We start from the raw sequence: 20,943 nt of genomic DNA, 5'->3' as shown, positions 1-20,943 counted from the left end.
CCTTACTAGGGGAGGTGGCATTGCGCAAGCAATGACGGAGAGGGTGAGGATGCTAACCAATCAAGCCATTCACTGATTATATTCCCAAAACCGGAAATGCCGCCCTGAGCCGTAAAAAGCTCAGGGCGGCATTTCTGGTTATTTGCGGTTTTCTTTACATGGTGTGTGTCGCAAAGACTTTTTCGTCCTCCCACCAGACGGGGGCCTTTGCGGCAAGGCTTTTGGGCACATCCAGAAGCCGCTGGTTGGAGCTGCCCCGGAAGCGCAGGGAGATATCGTGCAGGGCTTCCACAAAGCGGCCATCCACCAGAACATCCAGCAGACTCAGCAGCTCATCGGTGACCTCACAGCGGGCCGGGCAGGGAACACTGCCGGTCAGCTGCTCCCAGGTGTAACCGGAATAGCACCAGACGCTCTTATCCGGGTACAGCGCCCTGAAGCTGCGGACAAAGGGCAGCAGCTCCCGCTGATTCTCCGGCTCAAAAGGCTCACCACCCAGCAGGGAGATGCCTGCAATATAGTCGGGCTGGCAGGATGCAAAGATCTCGTTGCGCACAGCCTTGTCGAAAGGCTGACCGTACCCGAAATCCCATGCCACCTCGTTGAAGCAGCCCGGGCAGTGGTGCCTGCAGCCCGAAACAAAGATGCTGGTGCGCACCCCCGGCCCGTTGGCAATGTCGTAATACTTAATTGTTGCGTAATTCATAGATAAAACTCCATATAAAAAGCTCCCCCTCTCGGGGGAGCTGTCAATGCGAAGCGTTGACTGAGAGGGTTACAGATGCAGCACCCGATCCTTGATCTCCTGTGTCCGGCCCTGGTTCCAGAACTGGGTGCCGATATAACCGCAGGTGCGGCGGGCAACGTTCAGCTTGTTCTGGTCACGGTTGCCGCACTTGGGGCACTCCCACACCAACTTGCCGTCATCCTCAACGATCTTGATCTCTCCATCGTAGCCGCAGCACTGGCAGTAATCGGACTTGGTGTTCAACTCGGCATACATGATGTTGTCGTAGATGAACTGCAGCACGCTTATCACGGCCTCCAGATTGTCCTGCATGTTGGGCACTTCCACATAGCTGATGGCACCGCCCGGGGACAGCTTCTGGAACTCGCTCTCAAACTTGAGCTTGGTGAAGGCATCAATGGGCTCCGAAACATGGACGTGGTAGCTGTTGGTGATATAGTTCTTATCGGTGATGCCGGGCACGATGCCGAACCGCTTCTGCAGGCACTTGGCAAACTTGTAGGTGGTGGATTCCAGCGGGGTGCCGTAGAGAGAGTAATCCATATTCTCGGCCTTCTTCCACTCGGTGCACTTGTCGTTCATGTGCTGCATCACGCTCAGGGCAAAAGGCTTGGCACCGGCATCGGTGTGGCTCTTGCCGGTCATATACTTCACGCACTCATACAGACCAGCGTAGCCCAGGCTGATGGTGGAATAGCCGCCAAAGAGCAGCTTGTCGATCTTCTCGCCCTTCTTCAGGCGGGCCAGTGCGCCGTACTGCCACAGAATGGGGGCGGCATCGCTGGGGGTGCCCATCAGGCGCTGATGGCGGGCCTGCAGTGCCTTGTGGCAGAGAGCCAGACGTTCGTCAAAGATCTTCCAGAACTTCTCGAAGTTGCCGCCGGAAGAAAGGGCTACATCCACCAGATTGATGGTGACAACACCTTGATTGAAGCGGCCGTAGTATTTGGGCTTGCCGGTCTCGGGGTCCACATAGGGAGTCAGGAAGCTGCGGCAGCCCATGCAGGTGTAGCAGTGGCCTTCGCCATTTTTGTCCACCTTGAGCTCGAGCATCTTCTTCTCAGAGATGTAGTCGGGCACCATCCGCTTGGCAGTGCACTTGGCAGCCAATTCGGTCAGGTAATAATAAGGAGTGCCGGGGCGGATGTTGTCCTCTTCCAGCACATAGATCAGCTTGGGGAAGGCGGGGGTGATCCAGACACCGGCCTCGTTCTTCACGCCCTGATAGCGCTGACGGATGGTCTCCTCGATGATGATGGCAAGGTCGGCCTTTTCCTGTGCGTTGCGGGCTTCTCCCAGATACATGAACACGGTGATGAAGGGGGCCTGACCGTTGGTGGTCATCAGGGTCACGACCTGATACTGGATGGTCTGGACACCGCGGTTGATCTCGTTGCGCAGGCGGCGCTCCACGATCTCCTTCTTGCGCTCCGGGGTAACGTCCAGCCCTTCCATCTCCGCTTCGACTTCAGCGGCGATCTTCTTGCGGGAGACATCCACAAAGGGAGCCAGATGGGTCAGGCTGATGCTCTGGCCGCCGTACTGGTTGGATGCCACCTGCGCAATGATCTGGGTGGCAATGTTGCAGGCGGTGGAAAAGCTGTGGGGCTTTTCAATATAGGTGCCGGAGATCACGGTGCCGTTCTGCAGCATATCCTCCAGGTTGACCAGATCGCAGTTGTGCATGTGCTGCGCAAAGTAGTCGGAATCGTGGAAGTGGATCAGGCCCTCATTGTGTGCCTTGACGATCTCCGGGTCCAGCAGCAGGCGGGCGGTCAGGTCTTTGGAGATCTCACCAGCCATATAGTCACGCTGGACGCTGTTCACGGTGGGATTCTTGTTGGCGTTCTCCTGCTTGACTTCCTCGTTCTGGCACTCGATCAGGCTGAGGATGCGCTCGTCGGTGGTGTTGGTCTGGCGCTTCAGGCTCTGCACATAACGATAGGTGATATAATGGCGGGCTACATCGTGGGCCTGAATGTCCATCAACTTGTTTTCCACCATGTCCTGGATCTCTTCCACGCTCACGGCACGGTTCAGCGCCTGGCACTGCTCCGTGACATCGTTGGCGATGGACAGGATCTGCTCCTGGGTCAGGCTGCTCTTGCGGCTGACCGAATCGCTGGCCTTGGTGACCGCAGTGATGATCTTGGTGATATCAAATGGAACTTCCGAACCGTTGCGCTTGATGATCTTCATAGTGTTCCTCCGTCGTTCTATCTGTGTGCAGTTCAAACGGGTGCCTCTTTCGCAAGAGGCACCCGCAAAGCAGTCTTGGGATGCGTTCAATTGATGTGATTCTATGATATCACTATTTAGTGATATGTCAATGGAGAAACCACTACATTTTGTGTTTTGGCGGTTTCGCCAAAATTGAGCCGAGAATCTTGGAGCAAAATTTGGGGCCAAAGCTCTTGACAAACTGTGCAAGGAAAGTGTTTGCATTCCGGGGCGTAATATCCACGGCGGTGTATACTTCTCTGGAAGTTTGGATGGAACAATACCATATTATATAGAGAAAATGGTCTCTGAGGTCGCCGCAGCTTCCACGTCAAGGAACGTGTAAATTGCAGTTGAAAAACTAGTCAAAAAGTCAAAGACGCAAAAAGAAACGAAAAAAGTGAAAAAAGGGGTTGCCAAACGTGTCGGGATATGGTATTATACTTGAGCGCCAAGGGCCGCCGGAAAGAATGACTTCTGAAGACGGCAGAAGCAAAGCGAAAGAACCAATATGGATACGTTGAAAAACGAGCCACAAGTTCGAAAAGATCGAAAAGCTTCTGAAAAAAGTGCTTGACAAAAAATCACATCTGTGGTAAAATAATCAAGTCGTCAGCCGCTAAGGCTGAGGCGCACAGGACCTTGAAAATTGAACAATATCGAAAAACTTGTAACGGAACCTATTTTCGTGTTGGAAAAACACGTTAAACAATTCCAAACAAAGTAATTCACACAGGACGCAAGCGATTGCGTGCTGAGCGAAAAGAGATTTAACACTTTTTAAGTGATAAATATCATTTATAAAGAGTTTGATCCTGGCTCAGGACGAACGCTGGCGGCGCGCCTAACACATGCAAGTCGAACGAGCGAGAGAGAGCTTGCTTTCTCAAGCGAGTGGCGAACGGGTGAGTAACGCGTGAGGAACCTGCCTCAAAGAGGGGGACAACAGTTGGAAACGACTGCTAATACCGCATAAGCCCACAGGTCGGCATCGACCGGAGGGAAAAGGAGCAATCCGCTTTGAGATGGCCTCGCGTCCGATTAGCTAGTTGGTGAGGTAACGGCCCACCAAGGCAACGATCGGTAGCCGGACTGAGAGGTTGAACGGCCACATTGGGACTGAGACACGGCCCAGACTCCTACGGGAGGCAGCAGTGGGGAATATTGCACAATGGGGGAAACCCTGATGCAGCGACGCCGCGTGGAGGAAGAAGGTCTTCGGATTGTAAACTCCTGTTGTTGAGGAAGATAATGACGGTACTCAACAAGGAAGTGACGGCTAACTACGTGCCAGCAGCCGCGGTAAAACGTAGGTCACAAGCGTTGTCCGGAATTACTGGGTGTAAAGGGAGCGCAGGCGGGAAGACAAGTTGGAAGTGAAATCTATGGGCTCAACCCATAAACTGCTTTCAAAACTGTTTTTCTTGAGTAGTGCAGAGGTAGGCGGAATTCCCGGTGTAGCGGTGGAATGCGTAGATATCGGGAGGAACACCAGTGGCGAAGGCGGCCTACTGGGCACCAACTGACGCTGAGGCTCGAAAGTGTGGGTAGCAAACAGGATTAGATACCCTGGTAGTCCACACCGTAAACGATGATTACTAGGTGTTGGAGGATTGACCCCTTCAGTGCCGCAGTTAACACAATAAGTAATCCACCTGGGGAGTACGACCGCAAGGTTGAAACTCAAAGGAATTGACGGGGGCCCGCACAAGCAGTGGAGTATGTGGTTTAATTCGACGCAACGCGAAGAACCTTACCAAGTCTTGACATCCTGCGACGCACATAGAAATATGTGTTTCCTTCGGGACGCAGAGACAGGTGGTGCATGGTTGTCGTCAGCTCGTGTCGTGAGATGTTGGGTTAAGTCCCGCAACGAGCGCAACCCTTACTGTCAGTTACTACGCAAGAGGACTCTGGCAGGACTGCCGTTGACAAAACGGAGGAAGGTGGGGATGACGTCAAATCATCATGCCCTTTATGACTTGGGCTACACACGTACTACAATGGCGTTAAACAAAGAGAAGCAAGACCGCGAGGTGGAGCAAAACTCAGAAACAACGTCCCAGTTCGGACTGCAGGCTGCAACTCGCCTGCACGAAGTCGGAATTGCTAGTAATCGTGGATCAGCATGCCACGGTGAATACGTTCCCGGGCCTTGTACACACCGCCCGTCACACCATGAGAGCCGGGGGGACCCGAAGTCGGTAGTCTAACCGCAAGGAGGACGCCGCCGAAGGTAAAACTGGTGATTGGGGTGAAGTCGTAACAAGGTAGCCGTAGGAGAACCTGCGGCTGGATCACCTCCTTTCTAAGGAGTCAGGCAGATGGAAGAACATCGAAGATGGTCGGCCATCTGGAACAGGTGAAAGATACAAGCAGAGTAGATATTGTTCGATTTTGAGGGCCCTGAAAAGGGGTTACTCAAAACCTTATGTGGGGGTTTAGCTCAGCTGGGAGAGCACCTGCTTTGCAAGCAGGGGGTCAAGGGTTCGATTCCCTTAATCTCCACCACATGGGCCAATAGCTCAGCTGGCTAGAGCACACGACTGATAATCGTGAGGTCGATGGTTCGAGTCCATTTTGGCCCACCATGTGATGAAAATCAGAGTTTCGGGAGACCGGGCTTTGAAGAACATCACCAAGACGTACCTTGAAAACTGAATAATAACTGCGAAACAAAGATTATAGTAAGTTCTTTTAAGAAATATTGCAATTTCAAAAGGAAGGGTAACAATAATCTTCGTTGGCAAAAGAGAGAATCAAGAGGAAATACAAGCCATTCTCGAAAGAGAATAGTTTGAATGGTCAAGCGAACAAGGGCGCAGGGCGAATGCCTTGGCACTGGGAGCCGATGAAAGACGTGATAAGCTGCGATAAGCTTCGGGGAGCTGCAAATAAGCATTGATCCGGAGATCTCTGAATGAGGAAACTCACCTGGGTTCATACTCAGGTACAATACACTGAAATTCAAAATAGGTGCATTGAGGGAACCGCCTGAACTGAAACATCTAAGTAGGGCGAGGAAGAGACATCAAACGAGATTCCGTAAGTAGTGGCGAGCGAACGCGGAAGAGGGCAAACCGAGAGTAGAAATACTTTCGGGGTACGGACTGCTTTTAAGACTTAATCTGTTAACCGAACGGCATGGGAAGGCCGGTCAGAGAGTGTGAGAACCACGTAGGTGAAAACGGAGAGAGCTGCGCAGGATCCAGAGTACGGCCAGACACGTGAAACCTGGTCGGAATACGGGGGGACCACCCTCCAACCCTAAATACTACCCAGTGACCGATAGCGTATAGTACTGTGAAGGAAAGGTGAAAAGCACCCCGGGAGGGGAGTGAAAAAGAACCTGAAACCCTGTGCCTACAAGCACCTAGAGCGCGTCAAAGCGTGATAGGGTACTTTTTGTAGAACGGTCCGGCGAGCGATTGTATGCAGCAAGGTTAAGGACTTAAGGTCTGGAGCCGAAGCGAAAGCGAGTTTGAAAAGGGCGTTAAGTTGCATATAATGGGCCCGAAACCGGGTGACCTACCCATGGTCAGGTTGAAGTGGAAGTAAAATTCCATGGAGGACCGAACCGACCTCCGTTGAAAAGGCGGCGGATGAACTGTGGGTAGCGGAGAAATTCCAATCGAACCCGGAGATAGCTGGTTCTCCCCGAAATAGTTTTAGGACTAGCCTCAAGTTAGATACCTGGAGGTAAAGCACTGAATAGCCTAGCGGCCGAGAGGTTAGCGAAGCTTATCAAACTCAGAATGCCAGAGTATTGATGCTTGGGAGTCAGACAGTGTCAGATAAATGTCATTGTCAAAAGGGAAACAGCCCAGATCTACAGCTAAGGTCCCAAAGTCAGGTTAAGTGGAAAACGATGTGAAGATACGCAGACAACCAGGATGTTGGCTCAGAAGCAGCCACTCATTCAAAGAGTGCGTAATAGCTCACTGGTCGAGCGTCTTTGCGCGGAGAATTTAACGGGGCTAAACCTGACACCGAAGCTTAGGCAATACAGAAATGTATTGGGTAGGGGAGCGTTGTATACGCGGAGAAACAGTAGCGCAAGCGGCTGTGGAGTGTATAGAAGTGAGAATGCCGGAATGAGTAGCGCGAATGCAGTGAGAATCTGCATGGCCGAAAGCCTCAGGTTTCTGGAGGAAGGTTCGTCCGCTCCAGGTTAGTCGGGAGCTAAGGTGAGGCCGGAAGGCGTAGCCGATGCACAGACGGTAGAGATTCCGTCACCACCAAAAGAGTTAAGCACAGGGACACATATGAAGTCTCAGAGCCGGGTGTTGGTTCCGGTAGAGATCGAGGGAAATTAGTACCGAAGTCTGAGATGGAAGATGGCGAGAAAAGCTGTGTGTATTTCTGAGGTGCCCGTACCGCAAACCGACACAGGTAGGTAGGAAGAAGATTCTAAGGCCAACGGGAGAAGGGTTGTTAAGGAACTCGGCAAATTGACCCCGTAACTTCGGGAGAAGGGGTGCTCCAGAGATGGAGCCGCAGAGAATCGGCCCAAGCAACTGTTTACCAAAAACACAGGTTTGTGCTAAATCGAAAGATGACGTATACGAGCTGACGCCTGCCCGGTGCTGGAAGGTTAAGAGGAGATGTGCAAGCATTGAATCGAAGCCCCAGTGAACGGCGGCCGTAACTATAACGGTCCTAAGGTAGCGAAATTCCTTGTCAGGTAAGTTCTGACCCGCATGAAAGGCGTAATGATTTGGGCACTGTCTCAACAGCCCGCCCGGCGAAATTGTAGTACCGGTGAAGATGCCGGTTACCCGCGACAAGACGGAAAGACCCCATGGAGCTTTACTGTAGCCTAATATTGGGTTTCGATGTTGCATGCACAGGATAGATGGGACTCTTGGAAACCAAGGCTTTGGCTTTGGCGGAGAGGCCGTTGGGATACCATCCTTGCGATATTGGAATTCTAACCTGCGGCTCTGAATCGAGTCGGGGGACATTGTTAGGTGGGCAGTTTGACTGGGGCGGTCGCCTCCTAAAGAGTAACGGAGGCGTTCAAAGGTTCGCTCAGCTTGAACGGAAATCAAGCAAAAGAGTGCAAACGCAGAAGCGAGCCTAACTGCGAGACTGACGGGTCGAGCAGTAACGAAAGTTGGAGTTAGTGATCCGGTGGTATGTGAGTGGAAATGCCATCGCTCAACGGATAAAAGTTACCCTGGGGATAACAGGCTGATCTCCCCCAAGAGTCCACATCGACGGGGAGGTTTGGCACCTCGATGTCGGCTCATCGCATCCTGGGGCTGTATTCGGTCCCAAGGGTTTGGCTGTTCGCCAATTAAAGCGGTACGCGAGCTGGGTTCAGAACGTCGTGAGACAGTTCGGTCCCTATCTGTCGTGGGCGCAGGATATTTGATGGGAGCTGTCCCTAGTACGAGAGGACCGGGACGGACGTACCTCTGGCGCACCAGTTGTTCCGCCAGGAGCATAGCTGGGCAACTACGTACGGATCGGATAAACGCTGAAAGCATCTAAGCGTGAAGCCGACCCAAAGATAAGATATCCCACTGATTGAATCAGGTAAGATCCCTTGTAGACTACGAGGTTGATAGGCACGATGTGTAAGTGGAGCGATCCATTCAGCAAGTGTGTACTAATAGATCGAGGGCTTGACCACAATTCGCTTGAATTCTCAAGTCAATGACAAAATGTGAGCAGTGATTATTCAGTTTTGAAGGCACGTCCTTCTAAGAAACACTGGACAAAGTAGAACAGAAATGTTATACTGAACCAGTCATATTGGTCGGTGACGATGACGGTGAGGTTCCACCTGTTCCCATTCCGAACACAGAAGTTAAGCTCACTCGTGCCCAAGATAGTTCGCTGGAAACGGCGCGTGAAAATAGGTAGTCGCCGACTTAATGTAAAACCGCTCTGAGGGATTTCTCAGGGCGGTTTTTGTTGTTGTGTTTTGTACATCGGTTTATTATAATAAAGAAAAGGAGGCAGAAAAAATGGCAACGGAACTGTTTAAAAATATTCCAAGCAAAGTCGGCGATCTGGTACGAGATGTCCGAATCGGAAAAATCGGACTGCCTGATTTGCAAAGGCCGTTTGTCTGGAAAGATAATAAGATACGTGAGCTCTACGATTCGATGCTGAAAGGCTATCCAATCGGATACATTATGCTGTGGGAGTCACCAGCGGATTATGATGAGAAGAAAAGCGGCATAGGCATTAACGGTAAAATCTATACAGAGCCAAAAGAACTGGTTATTGATGGGCAGCAACGCCTGACGGCGCTTGTAGCGTCGATGTATGGCGTGAAAGTAAAAGATAAAAACTTTGTGGAGCGTGAAATTAAAATCTCTTTCAATCCGTTGACGCGAGAATTTGCGGTGTGGACGTCTGCGTTTGAGCGGACGCCGGAATGGATTCCCAAGGTGTCGGATGTCTTTTTGGCAAAAGAAAATAATACGATTAGTGCTTTTCGACGTAAGTATATCCGGGCAGTAAACGAAGCAAGGAACAAGCGTGAAGAGAAAGCGCTGACAGATGCGGAAGAAGATCTGATCGAAAATAATATAAATGATTTGCTTAACCTTTCAGAGTATTCACTTCCGACATTGGAAATCAGCTACAATGCCAGAGAGGAAGATGTAGCAGATATTTTTGTGCGGGTCAACTCTGGTGGACAAAGCCTGACAGAGAATAATTTTATCCAGACCCTGATCTCGGTTTATGAAAATGAGACCAGTGACCAGATGAACCTGTTCTGCGAGCAATCCCGCATCCCGGCAAGTGGAACGTCCTATAATAACATCATTGCAATCGAGCCATCCCATCTGATCCGAATGGCTGTCGGTGTTGGTTTCCGCAGGGCAAGACTGCGCTATGCATATATGCTGCTACGAGGGAAAAATCTGGAAACCGGAAAGTATTCTGCCGAGGAGCGACAGGAGAATCTTGCGAAGTTCAAAGAAGCCCTGCTCAAGGTGATGGATCTGAACAACTGGCATGCATTTTTGAACTGCATTGGAGAGGCAGGATACATCAGCAAAACACAGATTGCATCATCCAATGCGGTGGTTTTTAGCTATGTACTTTACCTGATTGCAAAATATGACTATAAACTGGATGCGGTCAGGCTCAAAAAGACGATTGCCAAATGGTTTTTTATGGGTGCTATTACCTACTTTTACACCGGATCGACCGAAAGCGAAGTAGAAAAGCAGTTTGCTGACCTGAGAAATGTTCATGATGCGGAGCAGTTTATCGCGTACATTGAGCGGACGATTACAACGCGGTTTACGGAAGATTACTTCCGACTGACGCTGCCGAACGAACTGAACAGCGCTGCGGCAATCTCTCCGGCCTGGAACGGCTATATTGCAGCGCAGGTCGTATTAAATACACCGATGCTGTTCAGTGCGACGCCGGTGTCAAAGTATTTCATTCTTGGAGCAAGCGGAACCAAGAATGCGGTCGACAAGCATCACATTTTCCCTAAAAATTACCTGACACAGATTGGCTATATGACCGACCGAGAACGCAATCAGATTGCAAATTTTACTTATTTGGATTATGTGACCAACATTGATATCTCTGATGACCCGCCGGTGGAGTATGTGGAACGTTATCGGAACCGGATGGGGGAAACAGAATACCACAAAACCTGCGAGGATCATGCCCTTCCACCGGATTTTGAAAAGATGGAATATATAGAGTTTTTGAAAGAGCGCAGACTGCGGATGGCACAAATCGTGCAGAAAGCGTACAAGAAACTCTGCGAATGACCAAAGAACAAAAAGCGACCCTGCTGCACGAGCATTTCACGTGGCGGGCTGTGTGATTTCGACGAACTAGAATCTGAGATAAGTCCTTCTGTTAGGAGAAAATCGAATTTTCTGTCGGGAGGGCGCCTTAAAACCCGTCCCTGAATCGTATATGGGATAAGTATGTATTCCGTCTGCGGTGAAATCGCAAAAGAGGAGGGGCAGGATGAAGCTTTTATTCAAACAACGGATGTTTTCGTGGTTCGACAGCTACGATATCTATGATGAAAACGAGAACACGGTCTATGTGGTAAAGGGGCAGCTCTCGTGGGGGCACTGCCTGAAAATCTTCGACACGGAAGAGAACGAGCTTGGTACTGTCAAGCAGGAGGTGCTGACTTGGCTGCCCAAGTTTGAACTCTATGAGGGTGAAAATTATATCGGCTGCCTCGAAAAGGAACTGGGCTGGTTCAAGCCCAAGTATAACATCGATTTCAACGGCTGGCATGTGGAGGGAGATTTCCCTGGGTGGGATTACACCATTACAAAGCCGGTGGGAGAGACAGTCGCAACGGTTTCCAAAGAGCTGCTGCAATGGACAGACACCTATGTGCTGGATATCGTTGACCCGGCAGACGCGCTCCATGTGCTGATGTTCGTGCTGGCCATCGATGCTGAAAAGTGTTCTGCAAAATGAAATTGAATTGGCCCGGCTGTGTGGGAGTGCCCGCATGGCCGGGCTTTTTACATTGCGCAGGTCGGAAAACAGTGGTATCATTAAAAAGTACGATAGAACCTGAAAATAACGAGGTACAAATGGAAGTGTTTGAAATCGAGACAGAGCGTCTGCAGCTGCGGCAGTTCCGGGTGGAGGACGCGCAGGACGTATTTGCGATTTTCTCGGATGAGCAGACCACGCTGGATTGCGGCGGTTATCATGCCTTTGATGCAATGGATGAGGAATATGACCGTCTGATGCAGAAATTTGCGGGACAGACCCGTTACAGCGTTGTCCGCAAGGCAGATGGGCGTGTGATCGGCGTGATCTCGCTGATGGATGCCGAGCGTGCCGTGCCCGGCTGGGAGCTGGGCATTGAGATGGCCCCGGATGTCCGGCGGCAGGGCTATGCCCGGGAAGCGCTGGCGGCTGTGATTCAGGCGTTCTTCGAGAAAACGGATACGGTGCTTTTCACGGGTGGGCATTATGCCTATAACACCATCTCCGGGGAGCTGCTGAAAATGCTGGGCTTCACCTATGAGGGCATCGAACACAAGGCCATGCGCCATGCAGAGCGCGGCCCCACGGATCTGGTGTGCTATTATCTGGAAAAATAAGTTCTCCCTTAGAATTCCTACAGATTTCCCTGTTACAATGATAGCATCATCGAAAGGGGAATTTGTATGCTGACAAAATTGAAAAACGGGCTGGACGGTACCCAGCTCAAGACCATTGCACTGGCGCTGATGGTGCTGGATCACATTCATTATTTCTTCGAGTTCACCGGCTGCATCCCAACGGTGTTCAGTATGCTGGGGCGGCTCAGTGCGCCGCTGTTTTTGTTCTGCACGGTGGAGGGCTTTGCCCACACCCATGACCGCAGGCGGTATTTTATCCGCATCTGGGGTATCGGAACGGCCATGGCAGCGCTGGAATTTTTTATGATCTACGCCAAAGCCTTCCGGCGCGGGGATGGCTTCTACCCGCTGAACGCTATTTTTCAGGATCTGATGCTGCTGTGCATCGTCTGGCAGGGCATCGACTGGCTCCGGGAAAAGAAATGGGTCAGGGGCGTGGCGGCCATCGCGGCGGTGGCTGGCTGGCCGTTTGTGATGGTGGCGTTCCTGAGCGCTTTCCCCCAGATCCAGCAGATGCCGTGGGCTTCCACGGTGGTGGCGTTTGTCATCACCAGCCCGCTGCCCCTGTGGACCAGCATCACAGACGGCAGCTGGAGCTTTCTGCTGGGCGGTGCGCTGCTGTATGCATTGCGTGGACGGCGCAAAGTGCAGCTGACGGTATGGGCACTGGTGATCTTCCTGTGTGATTTTGTGCTGACCTTCGGGATGGCTTGCCGGCAGGAGGGCTTTGTCTGGACCCAGATGTTCACCAACAATTATGAGTGGTTCGGGGTGGCGGCGGTGCTGCTGATGCTGCTGTACAACGGGCAGCGTGGCAGCGGACACAAGCAGCTGTTCTACTGGTTCTACCCGGCCCATGTGTATTTGCTGTATGGGGCATCCTGCCTTGTTTATAACGCTTTGAGGTGATCTTGTGGCAAATATTCTGGCAGTGGATGACAATATAGAACTCTGCAAGCTGATCCGCACTGCCTTGGAGCGGGACGGCCACCGGGTGGAAACGCGGCTCTCCGGCGCGGAGCTTACCGAACAACTCTGTCATTGGGCGGACTGCATCCTGCTGGATGTGATGATGCCCGGGGAGGATGGCTTTGCCGTCTGCCGCCGCATCCGGGGCCTGACCGATGCCCCCATTCTGTTTCTGACGGCCCGGACAGACGAAGCGTCTGTTCTGGAGGGGCTGGGCATTGGGGCAGACGACTTTTTGTCCAAGCCCTTCCGGGTGGCAGAGCTGCGCGCCCGGGTGGCGGCGCATCTGCGGCGGCAGAACCGCACCCCGGTGCATCGGCTGGTGCGCGGCGGGGTCAGTTTTGACCTGTCCGCGCGGGAGGCGGCGGTGGGAGAAACTCCTCTGCCGCTGACCCGCTCGGAGTATGCCATCTGCGAGTATCTGGCGCTGCACGCCGGGCAGACCTTTACCAAGGAGCAAATTTACGAAGCGGTTTTTGGTATTGACGGCACTGCGGACGACACCGCCGTGACACAGCACATCAAAAATATCCGGGCAAAGCTCCGGGCGGCGGGGGTAGCAGAGCCGGAAACACTGCTGAAAACCATCTGGGGAGTGGGATATCAATGGAAAAACGAGGGCTGATTTCCCTGCGAGGCGTACTGCTGCGATATCTGGTGCAGACCGTCTTTTGCTGTGTGCTGGTGCTGCTGTTGTGGTTTGCGGCGCTGATGTGCGTCATCAACAGCGGGCTGGCGCTCCCGGCCAATCAGGCCGCGCAGGCCTGCCAGAAGGCTGCACAGGACGTTTTGCCGGGCATGACTGCCGCCACCTTTGATGAGACCCAGCTGGACTCCTTGTGCCGTTACGCCCTGTTTGCCGCGCCGGACAGCAGCGAGGTGCTGGCCACCAACATGGATGCCGGGCACTTGCAGCGGGCAATGGAGAACCGGCAGGGGAAAACCCGCTGGCATTTTGGATACACACAGTATTATATGACATCAAAATTGCAGGACGGAACGGTCTGTCTGCTGCAATTTGACTATGCCGTGCCCTACGCCGCCCCTGCGCTGCGGGGAAAGCTGCCAGATGTGCAGACGGTGCACTGCATTCTGGGCATTCTGCTGCTGGTGGGAGCGGTGGTATGGAGCACCCACCGCTCCAGAAGGTTTCTGGCCCGGGAGACGGCCCGCCTGACCGAGGTCTCCCGGCAGGTGGCTGAGAAAAAGGGCGTGGAAGAGATCGATTTTTCCGGGGCGCAGGTGCGGGAATACGCCGAGACACTGGCTGCCCTGCAGACCATGGGGCAGGAGCTGACGGCCAGCCTGCAGGCCCAATGGAAAATGGAGCAGCAGCAGCGGGAGCAGATCATCCAGCTTTCCCATGAGCTCAAAACGCCGCTGGCCGTCATTGAGGGCAACGCCGACCTGCTGGCCGAGGACGAGGCCCTGACCCCGGAGCAGCGGGAACAGGTGGAGGCCATCCTGCGGGGCACCGAGCAGACCCGGACCTATCTGCTCAAGATCCGCGCTCAGGTGCAGACACCGCTGAAGTATAAGCGGCCCTGAGCAGACCTGAATGATGAAAAAGGAAGCCGCCCGGCTGTGTGGGAACGCCCGCATGGCCGGGCATTTTGCATTGCATGAGCAGGGAAACCGTGGTATCATAAAAAACGATAGGGTCTGAAAATAGAGGGAAAAATGAACACTTACGGCCATTCGTTCGTCTATCCAAAAAAGAGAGGGGAAAAACAATGAATTTTGAAGAGACAGAAGTCCTTTACAATGTTTACCGTGGAATCCTGCGGAACAATCGGAGCTTTCAACCGGGAAAGAGCACGGCGGTGGAATATCGCATGGACTGCCCGGAGTATGCCGACCTCCTGAAAAAGTATCCCATTGAGAAAATTGCAGGAAAAGGCACGGACCTGCAGCGGGCAATTCGGGTGCTGAAATACCTCTCGCCTAAGCTGACGCACAGCCCGTGGTACGACGGCCATGTGGACTGCAACGCCCTGGCGCTTTTGGATTACAGTCTGGATAAACCGGAACAGGGCATCAACTGCCTGAATAAGGCTAAAATTCTGGAGGAGGTCTGTCTGGCACTGGGAATCTACGCACGGCGTGTGCGCTTCCTGCCCTATTCTCCCTTCGATTTTGATTGTCACGTTGTCACGGAGATCTACGACCGGTCGCAGGAAAAGTGGTATATGCTGGACCCAACGACCAACGGGTATCTGGTAGATGAGCAGGGCACGATCCTGAGCCTGCTGGAAGCCAGAGAGCGGATGGCAGACACCCGATTTGTGACGTATTGCAAGGCGACGAGCCGGGAAAAGGATCTGCAGAAGCTCTACCGGAAAAATATCGCAACGACCGCTTACTATGCGAAGAATCTGTTCCGCATTCAGGTGGACACGGTCTCGCAGTTTGGAGAGAGTGGAAACTGGCTGAATTTTCCGCCGGAGCACTTTTCTATCCGGGAATGGAGCGTTGCAAGTGCAGAATACCGGTTGGAGATGGTGCCTGCCTACGCAAAGGGATATGCGGATTTTGATGAAGCCGTCCAGCTGCCGCGGATGCGTGAGGCCGTGGAGCGGACGCGAAACATGGAGGAGCCGGAGGCAATTTCTGCCGCCGCTCTGACCGAAAAGCCGATATCATAAAAAAACAGATCGCCGCTGCTTTCCTGACGGAGAGCGGCGGCTTTTTCACACCCGGCGCTCCATGGGCATAGGATGACGCAGACCATGGGGAGGAGGGGCCGGGAATGGACGGACAAAGACGATTTGCGGTGATCGGAACGGACCCGCGGCTGGCGGCGGCAGGCCGGGCGCTAGCCCGTGCCGGGTTTGCAGTGGGCGGGCCGGAGCAGACGGCGCTGGCCGATTACATCTTACTGCCGCTGCCGCTGGACGAGAGCCGCACCCCGCTGGCGGAGCTGCTGCGGGCCGCAAAACCGGGGGCGCTGGCGCTGGGTGGAAAGCTCTCGGCGCAGGCAAGGCAGATCGCGGCGGAGGCGGGCGTGGAGCTGATGGACTACTTTGCCCGGGAGGAACTGATCCTCTGCAACGCCATCCCGACAGCAGAGGGCTGCATCGGCATCCTGATGGCGGAGCGGACGCGGACGCTCTGGAACAGCGCCATTCTGCTGGCCGGTTTTGGGCCGGTGGGGCAGGCGCTTGGGGTACGGCTGGCGGCACTGGGCGCACAGGTGACGGTGGCCGCGCGGCGGCCGGCCCAGCGGGCACTGGCGGAGAGTTTCAGCCTGCGGGCCGTAGATCTGGCCCGGCTGGAACAGGCCGCTCCGGCCTTTGACACGGTGGTGAATACCATCCCGGCCCCTGTTCTGACAGAAGCCGTGCTGGCAGCCCTGCGGCCCGGGAGCCTGATCGTGGATCTGGCATCCAAGCCGGGCGGCACTGACTTTGCCGCAGCCCGGCGGCTGGGGCACCGGGCCATCCATGCCCTGAGCCTGCCCACGGCCTGCGCCCCCGAAACGGCGGGCGAGGCTCTGGCCTGGACGGTCTGTGAGATCCTGGCGGAAAGGGAGGGAACACCATGAAAAGGCAATTGCGCGGGACAGTGGCGTTTGCGGTCTGCGGGAGCTTCTGCACGCTGGGCGCGGCGGTGGCTCAGGCTGAACAGCTGGTGCGGCAGGGCTGGGAGCTGTTGCCGGTGATGAGCTATGCGGCCTCCGGCCTGAACACCCGCTTTGGCCGGGCGGATGAGTGGAAGGCGCGGCTGGAGACCCTGACCGGCCACAGGGTGCTGGATACCCTGCAGGATGTGGAGCCGCTGGGGCCGCGGCAGCTGGCCCGGGCACTGGTGGTGGCCCCCTGCACCGGCACCACACTGGCCCGGCTGGCGGCGGGCCTTTCCGACACGCCGGTCACGCTGGCAGCAAAAAGCCTGCTGCGGGTCGGGTGCCCGGTGCTGCTGGCCGTCTCCACCAACGATGGGCTGGGGGCTTCCGGGGAGAACATCGCCCGGCTGATGCAGCGCAAGCACTATTACTTTGTGCCCTACGGACAGGACGATGCAGCGCAGAAACCCCAGAGCCTGAAGGCGGATCTCACCCTGCTGCCCGCTGCACTGGAGGCTGCCCTGCACGGTCAGCAGCTGCAGCCGGTGCTCCGGGAGTGGAACTGAGGGTTTCTCTTTTCAGAGGGATAAAAATGTGGTATACTATATTATAATATCTTGAGATAGAGGAACTGGAATGAAAAAACACATCGCCATGCTGTGTGCGGTGCTTTTGACCGCACTGGCGGCGTTTGCGCCGGGCGCGGCAGCTGCCGGGCCTGCACTGACGGCTACGGAAGCGTACTGCATCATCGATGCCGACACCGGTCTGGTGCTGGCCCAGCAGAACATGAACGAGGAACTGCACCCGGCATCCATCACCAAGGTGATGACGCTGGGCCTTGCCTGTGAAAAGGCCCAGGGCAAGTGGGACAATGTCAAGCTGACGGTCAGCCACGAGGATGTCTACTCGCTGGCGGGCACCGATTCCAGCCATATCGCCCTGCAGGAAGGGGAGGAAGTGCCCCTGACCGATGCCCTGTATGCCACCATGATGGCCAGTGCCAACGATGGGGCCAACCTGCTGGCCGAATACTTCGGCGGCGGCTCCATTGAGGGCGGTGTGGCCGCCATGAACGCGCAGGCAAAGGAGATGGGGCTGGAACACACCCACTTTGCCAACCCCCACGGCATCAGCGATGAGGACCACTACACCAGCTGCTATGACATGGCGCAGATCCTGCGCTGGGCGCTGACCCAGCCCGGGTTCGAGACCCTGTTTACCCGGAACGAGATGTACACCATGGGCCCGACCAATGTCCAGCCCGTGACCCGGTACTTCCACCAGCAGGATAAAATGCGGGTGGGCTCCAGCCGGTACTATATCCCGGCCATCCTGGGCTCCAAGATCGGCTACACCAACATTGCCCGGTACAGCTACGTCTGCCTGGCGGAGCAGAACGGCGTGCGGCTGATCTGCGTGACCATGCAGAGCCAGATCAAGACCGACAAATACAACGATGTCCGCACCCTGCTGGACGATGCCTTTGCCCGCTATACCGGCTACACCGAGATCCCTGCCCAGGGCGTGACCGGGGAGCTGGAAGTGGCGGGCGGCGGCAGCACGCTGGGCACGGTGACGGTTTCTGACCCGGGCGTGAAGCTGCTGCTGGCCGACGGCCTGACCGCTGCGGATGTGTCGGTCACGCTGGAACTGCCTGAACGATACCTCTTGGGGGTTGACCCGGCGGTGTATGCGGTGTATACCATTCATGGGCGGGACGTACAGGAAACGGCCAGCGTCCGGGTGCCTGCCGCTGTGACCGGGCTGGAGGAGCTGCTGGCCAAGAGCGCCAACGCCACCCTGCCCGCCTCCCGGGATGTGGGGCCGAAGAGGATCGCAGGCGGCCTGCTGGCCATCTCGGTCGGTGCCACCGTGCTGGCCGCCCTTGCGGCGTTCGGCGTGGTGCGGCTGAGGGCGAAGCTCCGCAGGAAACGGAAGGCGAGACATTGACGGCCTCGCCCTCTCAGGCGCTTTGCGCCAGCTCTCCCGAAGGGAGAGCCGATAGCAGCTCATGGTCAGCAGCAGCTGGATCCAGGAGATGCGTTGCCTCTCCCTTTGGGAGAGGTGGCAGCGCGCAGCGCTGACGGAGAGGGTGGGCTTGACAGGCAACGAGCCGTCTGAAAATCGCGCAAAAGCCCGCAAGGACTTTTCCATATACTACAAACAGACAAAATTTTCTGAAAGAAAACAGAGAGGAAAAAGAAATATGGGCAAGTTTACGTTTACTGAGACCGAGATCCCTGGTGTTGTGGTCATTGAGCCGCAGGTGTTCGGTGATGACCGCGGTTATTTTATGGAGACCTACCAGAAGGATCAGTTTGCTGCTGCCGGCATCGACAAGGAGTTCGTGCAGGACAACCAGAGCCGCTCCACCCGCGGCGTGCTGCGCGGCCTGCATTTCCAGAAGAACCACACCCAGGGCAAGCTGGTGCGTGTGACCAAGGGCGAGGTCTATGATGTTGCCGTGGACTGCCGCCCCCACAGCGCCACCTTTGGCAAGTGGGTGGGCGTGACCCTGAGCGAGGAGAACAAGAAGATGTTCTATATCCCCGAGGGCTTTGCCCACGGCTTCCTGGTGCTGAGCGATGTGGCCGAGTTCTGCTACAAGTGCACCGATGTCTATGACCCCACCAGCGAGGGCGGCATCCCCTACGATGACCCCACCGTGAACGTGCAGTGGCCCGACTGCGGCTGTGAGCACAAGACCAGCGCAAAGGACAAGCTGCATGAGCCCTTTGCAGCCCAGAAGTTTGAATTCTTTGAAAAGTGGTGATAGCCCGTGGCGAAACTGAAAGGAATGTTCAACGGCTTCTGGCGCTACCGCTATCTGCTGTGGAATCTGGTCAGCCGTGATTTCAAGCTGAAATACCGCCGCAGCGTGCTGGGTGTGCTGTGGAGCGTGCTGAACCCCCTGCTGATGTGCCTGGTCTACTGGGCTGTGTTCAGCAGCCTGATGGATATGCGGGGCAGCGGCATCGACAACTTCCCGGTGTTCCTGATGTGCGGTCAGCTGCTCTTCAACTTCTTCAACGAGGCCACCTCCTCCAGCATGAGCAGCGTGCTCAGCGCCGCCCCCCTGCTGAAAAAGGTGTATATCCCCAAGTATATCTTCCCGCTGGAAAAGTGCTGCTTTGCCATGGTGAACTGCGTGTTCAGCTTTGTGGCCCTGCTGCTGGTGATGATCTTTACCGGTGCGCCTTTCCACCTGACCCTTCTGGAAGCGCTCTACCCGCTCATCACCCTCTTCTTCTTCAGCCTGGGGGTGGGTCTGTTCCTGGCGGCGGCAACGGTGTTCTTCCGGGACATCATGCACATCTGGAGCGTGTTCATCACGGCGCTGCTCTACTTCTCCGCCATCTTCTATGACCCCACCCAGATGACCTTTTCCATCGGCGGGTTCAACATGCAGCAGATCATCAAGCTGAACCCCATGTACTGGTATATCACCGGCTTCCGCCGCACCCTGATGTGGGGCATCCCGCTGGATCTCAACATGTTTGCGGTCTGCGGCATCTGCGCAGTGGTCTCCATGTGGGTGGGCGTGCACATGTTCCGCAAAACGCAGGATCGTTTTGTGCTGCATATTTAAGGAGGGGAGAAGAATGGAACCGATCATCAAAGTGGACAACGTGTCCATGTGCTTCAACCTCTCCACCGAAAAGCACGAGAGCCTGAAGGAATATCTGCTGGCCATGGTGCAGGGCCGCCTGCAGTACGACGAGTTTTACGCCCTGAAGGACGTGAGCCTGGACATCATGCCCGGCGATTTTTACGGTCTGGTGGGCCTGAACGGCTCGGGCAAATCCACCCTGCTCAAGACCATTGCGGGCGTGTACAAGCCCACCAAGGGCAAGGTCACCGTCAACGGCACCATCGCCCCGCTCATCGAGCTGGGTGCGGGCTTTGATATGGACCTGACCGCCCGGGAGAACATCTACCTCAACGGCACGGTGCTGGGGTTCTCGCCCAAGTATCTGGACGAGAAGTTCGACGAGATCGTGGAGTTCAGCGAGCTGCAGAACTTTCTGGATGTGCCGCTGAAAAACTACTCCTCCGGCATGGTGGCCCGCATCGGCTTTGCCATTGCCACCATCACCAAGCCCGATATCCTGATCGCGGACGAGGTGCTCTCGGTGGGCGACTTCCTGTTCCAGCAGAAATGCGAAAAGCGGATGAAGGAGCTGATGGCAGGCGGCACCACCGTCATTCTGGTATCCCACTCCATCGAGCAGATCGAGCGGATGTGCAGCAAGGTGGCATGGCTGAGCCACGGCCACCTGAAAATGAACGGCGATACCGAGACAGTCTGCGCGGCCTACAAGGCCACCCAGCGCGGCGAGGCCTGA

The 20,943-nt window shown here is 55.0% G+C and carries 15 protein-coding genes, 2 tRNA genes and 3 rRNA genes; 18 read left to right on the top strand and 2 right to left on the bottom strand.

The window, feature by feature from the left end; all coding sequences use genetic code 11:
• Window positions 1–154: 154 nt before the first annotated feature.
• Window positions 155–706, bottom strand: coding sequence for an anaerobic ribonucleoside-triphosphate reductase activating protein (nrdG, locus tag MTP40_RS12815; protein ID WP_207685047.1), 552 nt, complete (start codon window positions 704–706; stop codon window positions 155–157).
• A 69-nt stretch (window positions 707–775) separates the two neighbouring features.
• On the bottom strand, window positions 776–2,947 hold the full coding sequence (gene nrdD / locus MTP40_RS12810) for an anaerobic ribonucleoside-triphosphate reductase (protein WP_005934848.1): 2,172 nt from the start codon (window positions 2,945–2,947) through the stop codon (window positions 776–778).
• Window positions 2,948–3,765: 818 nt separating this feature from the next.
• On the opposite strand from nrdD, the gene MTP40_RS12805 reads away from it, so the two are divergent.
• From MTP40_RS12805 to MTP40_RS12720, 18 genes are all read left to right on the top strand, one after another.
• Window positions 3,766–5,276, top strand: a 16S ribosomal RNA gene (locus MTP40_RS12805).
• A 127-nt stretch (window positions 5,277–5,403) separates the two neighbouring features.
• A tRNA-Ala gene (locus MTP40_RS12800) sits at window positions 5,404–5,479 on the top strand.
• Between the two features lie 3 nt (window positions 5,480–5,482).
• Window positions 5,483–5,559: transfer RNA gene (locus tag MTP40_RS12795), tRNA-Ile, on the top strand.
• A 212-nt stretch (window positions 5,560–5,771) separates the two neighbouring features.
• Window positions 5,772–8,606 (top strand): 23S ribosomal RNA (locus MTP40_RS12790).
• Between the two features lie 125 nt (window positions 8,607–8,731).
• Window positions 8,732–8,848, top strand: a 5S ribosomal RNA gene (rrf, locus tag MTP40_RS12785).
• The 16S, 23S and 5S rRNA genes sit together here with 2 tRNA genes alongside, the layout of an rRNA operon.
• 95 nt (window positions 8,849–8,943) lie before the next feature.
• On the top strand, window positions 8,944–10,725 hold the full coding sequence (locus tag MTP40_RS12780; RefSeq protein ID WP_156069742.1) for a GmrSD restriction endonuclease domain-containing protein: 1,782 nt from the start codon (window positions 8,944–8,946) through the stop codon (window positions 10,723–10,725).
• Between the two features lie 205 nt (window positions 10,726–10,930).
• Window positions 10,931–11,401, top strand: a complete 471-nt coding sequence (locus MTP40_RS12775) for an LURP-one-related/scramblase family protein (RefSeq protein ID WP_005935115.1) — start codon at window positions 10,931–10,933, stop codon at window positions 11,399–11,401.
• Between the two features lie 119 nt (window positions 11,402–11,520).
• Window positions 11,521–12,039 (top strand): GNAT family N-acetyltransferase, encoded by a 519-nt coding sequence (locus tag MTP40_RS12770; protein WP_215696637.1) that lies wholly within the window; start codon window positions 11,521–11,523, stop codon window positions 12,037–12,039.
• A gap of 66 nt (window positions 12,040–12,105) precedes the next feature.
• The gene (locus MTP40_RS12765) at window positions 12,106–12,969 is read left to right on the top strand and encodes a TraX family protein (RefSeq protein ID WP_249259495.1); all 864 of its coding nucleotides are present in this window, start codon (window positions 12,106–12,108) and stop codon (window positions 12,967–12,969) included.
• A gap of 4 nt (window positions 12,970–12,973) precedes the next feature.
• On the top strand, window positions 12,974–13,654 hold the full coding sequence (locus MTP40_RS12760) for a response regulator transcription factor (protein ID WP_173016470.1): 681 nt from the start codon (window positions 12,974–12,976) through the stop codon (window positions 13,652–13,654).
• Window positions 13,636–14,577, top strand: coding sequence for a histidine kinase dimerization/phospho-acceptor domain-containing protein (locus MTP40_RS12755; protein ID WP_249259494.1), 942 nt, complete (start codon window positions 13,636–13,638; stop codon window positions 14,575–14,577). The genes MTP40_RS12760 and MTP40_RS12755 overlap by 19 nt, the downstream gene beginning before the upstream one ends.
• Before the next feature lie 185 nt (window positions 14,578–14,762).
• Window positions 14,763–15,674, top strand: a complete 912-nt coding sequence (locus tag MTP40_RS12750) for a hypothetical protein (RefSeq protein ID WP_249259493.1) — start codon at window positions 14,763–14,765, stop codon at window positions 15,672–15,674.
• 104 nt (window positions 15,675–15,778) lie between these two features.
• Window positions 15,779–16,573: an NAD(P)-binding domain-containing protein gene (locus MTP40_RS12745; protein WP_249259492.1), complete on the top strand. Its 795-nt coding sequence runs from the start codon at window positions 15,779–15,781 to the stop codon at window positions 16,571–16,573.
• Window positions 16,570–17,160 (top strand): dipicolinate synthase subunit B, encoded by a 591-nt coding sequence (locus tag MTP40_RS12740; protein ID WP_098924298.1) that lies wholly within the window; start codon window positions 16,570–16,572, stop codon window positions 17,158–17,160. The genes MTP40_RS12745 and MTP40_RS12740 overlap by 4 nt, the downstream gene beginning before the upstream one ends.
• 70 nt (window positions 17,161–17,230) lie before the next feature.
• Window positions 17,231–18,547: a D-alanyl-D-alanine carboxypeptidase family protein gene (locus MTP40_RS12735; RefSeq protein ID WP_249259491.1), complete on the top strand. Its 1,317-nt coding sequence runs from the start codon at window positions 17,231–17,233 to the stop codon at window positions 18,545–18,547.
• Between the two features lie 256 nt (window positions 18,548–18,803).
• On the top strand, window positions 18,804–19,370 hold the full coding sequence (rfbC, locus tag MTP40_RS12730; RefSeq protein WP_005935131.1) for a dTDP-4-dehydrorhamnose 3,5-epimerase: 567 nt from the start codon (window positions 18,804–18,806) through the stop codon (window positions 19,368–19,370).
• A 6-nt stretch (window positions 19,371–19,376) separates the two neighbouring features.
• Window positions 19,377–20,186 (top strand): ABC transporter permease, encoded by an 810-nt coding sequence (locus MTP40_RS12725; RefSeq protein ID WP_223384331.1) that lies wholly within the window; start codon window positions 19,377–19,379, stop codon window positions 20,184–20,186.
• A 13-nt stretch (window positions 20,187–20,199) separates the two neighbouring features.
• Window positions 20,200–20,943, top strand: coding sequence for an ABC transporter ATP-binding protein (locus MTP40_RS12720; RefSeq protein ID WP_005935135.1), 744 nt, complete (start codon window positions 20,200–20,202; stop codon window positions 20,941–20,943).

This window comes from Faecalibacterium sp. IP-3-29 (assembly GCF_023347335.1).
Taxonomy (GTDB): domain Bacteria; phylum Bacillota; class Clostridia; order Oscillospirales; family Ruminococcaceae; genus Faecalibacterium; species Faecalibacterium duncaniae.
Note: the sequence above shows the minus strand (reverse complement) of the source record. Positions and strands in the feature narration are given on the sequence as shown.

Bases quoted from the DNA above. Each gene is read 5' to 3' on its own strand.
- nrdG (WP_207685047.1), bottom strand. From the start codon at position 706: ATGAATTACGCAACAATTAAGTATTACGACATTGCCAACGGGCCGGGG.
- nrdD (WP_005934848.1), bottom strand. From the start codon at position 2,947: ATGAAGATCATCAAGCGCAACGGTTCGGAAGTTCCATTTGATATCACC.
- MTP40_RS12780 (WP_156069742.1), top strand. From the start codon at position 8,944: ATGGCAACGGAACTGTTTAAAAATATTCCAAGCAAAGTCGGCGATCTG.
- MTP40_RS12775 (WP_005935115.1), top strand. From the start codon at position 10,931: ATGAAGCTTTTATTCAAACAACGGATGTTTTCGTGGTTCGACAGCTAC.
- MTP40_RS12770 (WP_215696637.1), top strand. From the start codon at position 11,521: ATGGAAGTGTTTGAAATCGAGACAGAGCGTCTGCAGCTGCGGCAGTTC.
- MTP40_RS12765 (WP_249259495.1), top strand. From the start codon at position 12,106: ATGCTGACAAAATTGAAAAACGGGCTGGACGGTACCCAGCTCAAGACC.
- MTP40_RS12755 (WP_249259494.1), top strand. From the start codon at position 13,636: ATGGAAAAACGAGGGCTGATTTCCCTGCGAGGCGTACTGCTGCGATAT.
- MTP40_RS12750 (WP_249259493.1), top strand. From the start codon at position 14,763: ATGAATTTTGAAGAGACAGAAGTCCTTTACAATGTTTACCGTGGAATC.
- MTP40_RS12745 (WP_249259492.1), top strand. From the start codon at position 15,779: ATGGACGGACAAAGACGATTTGCGGTGATCGGAACGGACCCGCGGCTG.
- MTP40_RS12740 (WP_098924298.1), top strand. From the start codon at position 16,570: ATGAAAAGGCAATTGCGCGGGACAGTGGCGTTTGCGGTCTGCGGGAGC.
- MTP40_RS12735 (WP_249259491.1), top strand. From the start codon at position 17,231: ATGAAAAAACACATCGCCATGCTGTGTGCGGTGCTTTTGACCGCACTG.
- rfbC (WP_005935131.1), top strand. From the start codon at position 18,804: ATGGGCAAGTTTACGTTTACTGAGACCGAGATCCCTGGTGTTGTGGTC.
- MTP40_RS12720 (WP_005935135.1), top strand. From the start codon at position 20,200: ATGGAACCGATCATCAAAGTGGACAACGTGTCCATGTGCTTCAACCTC.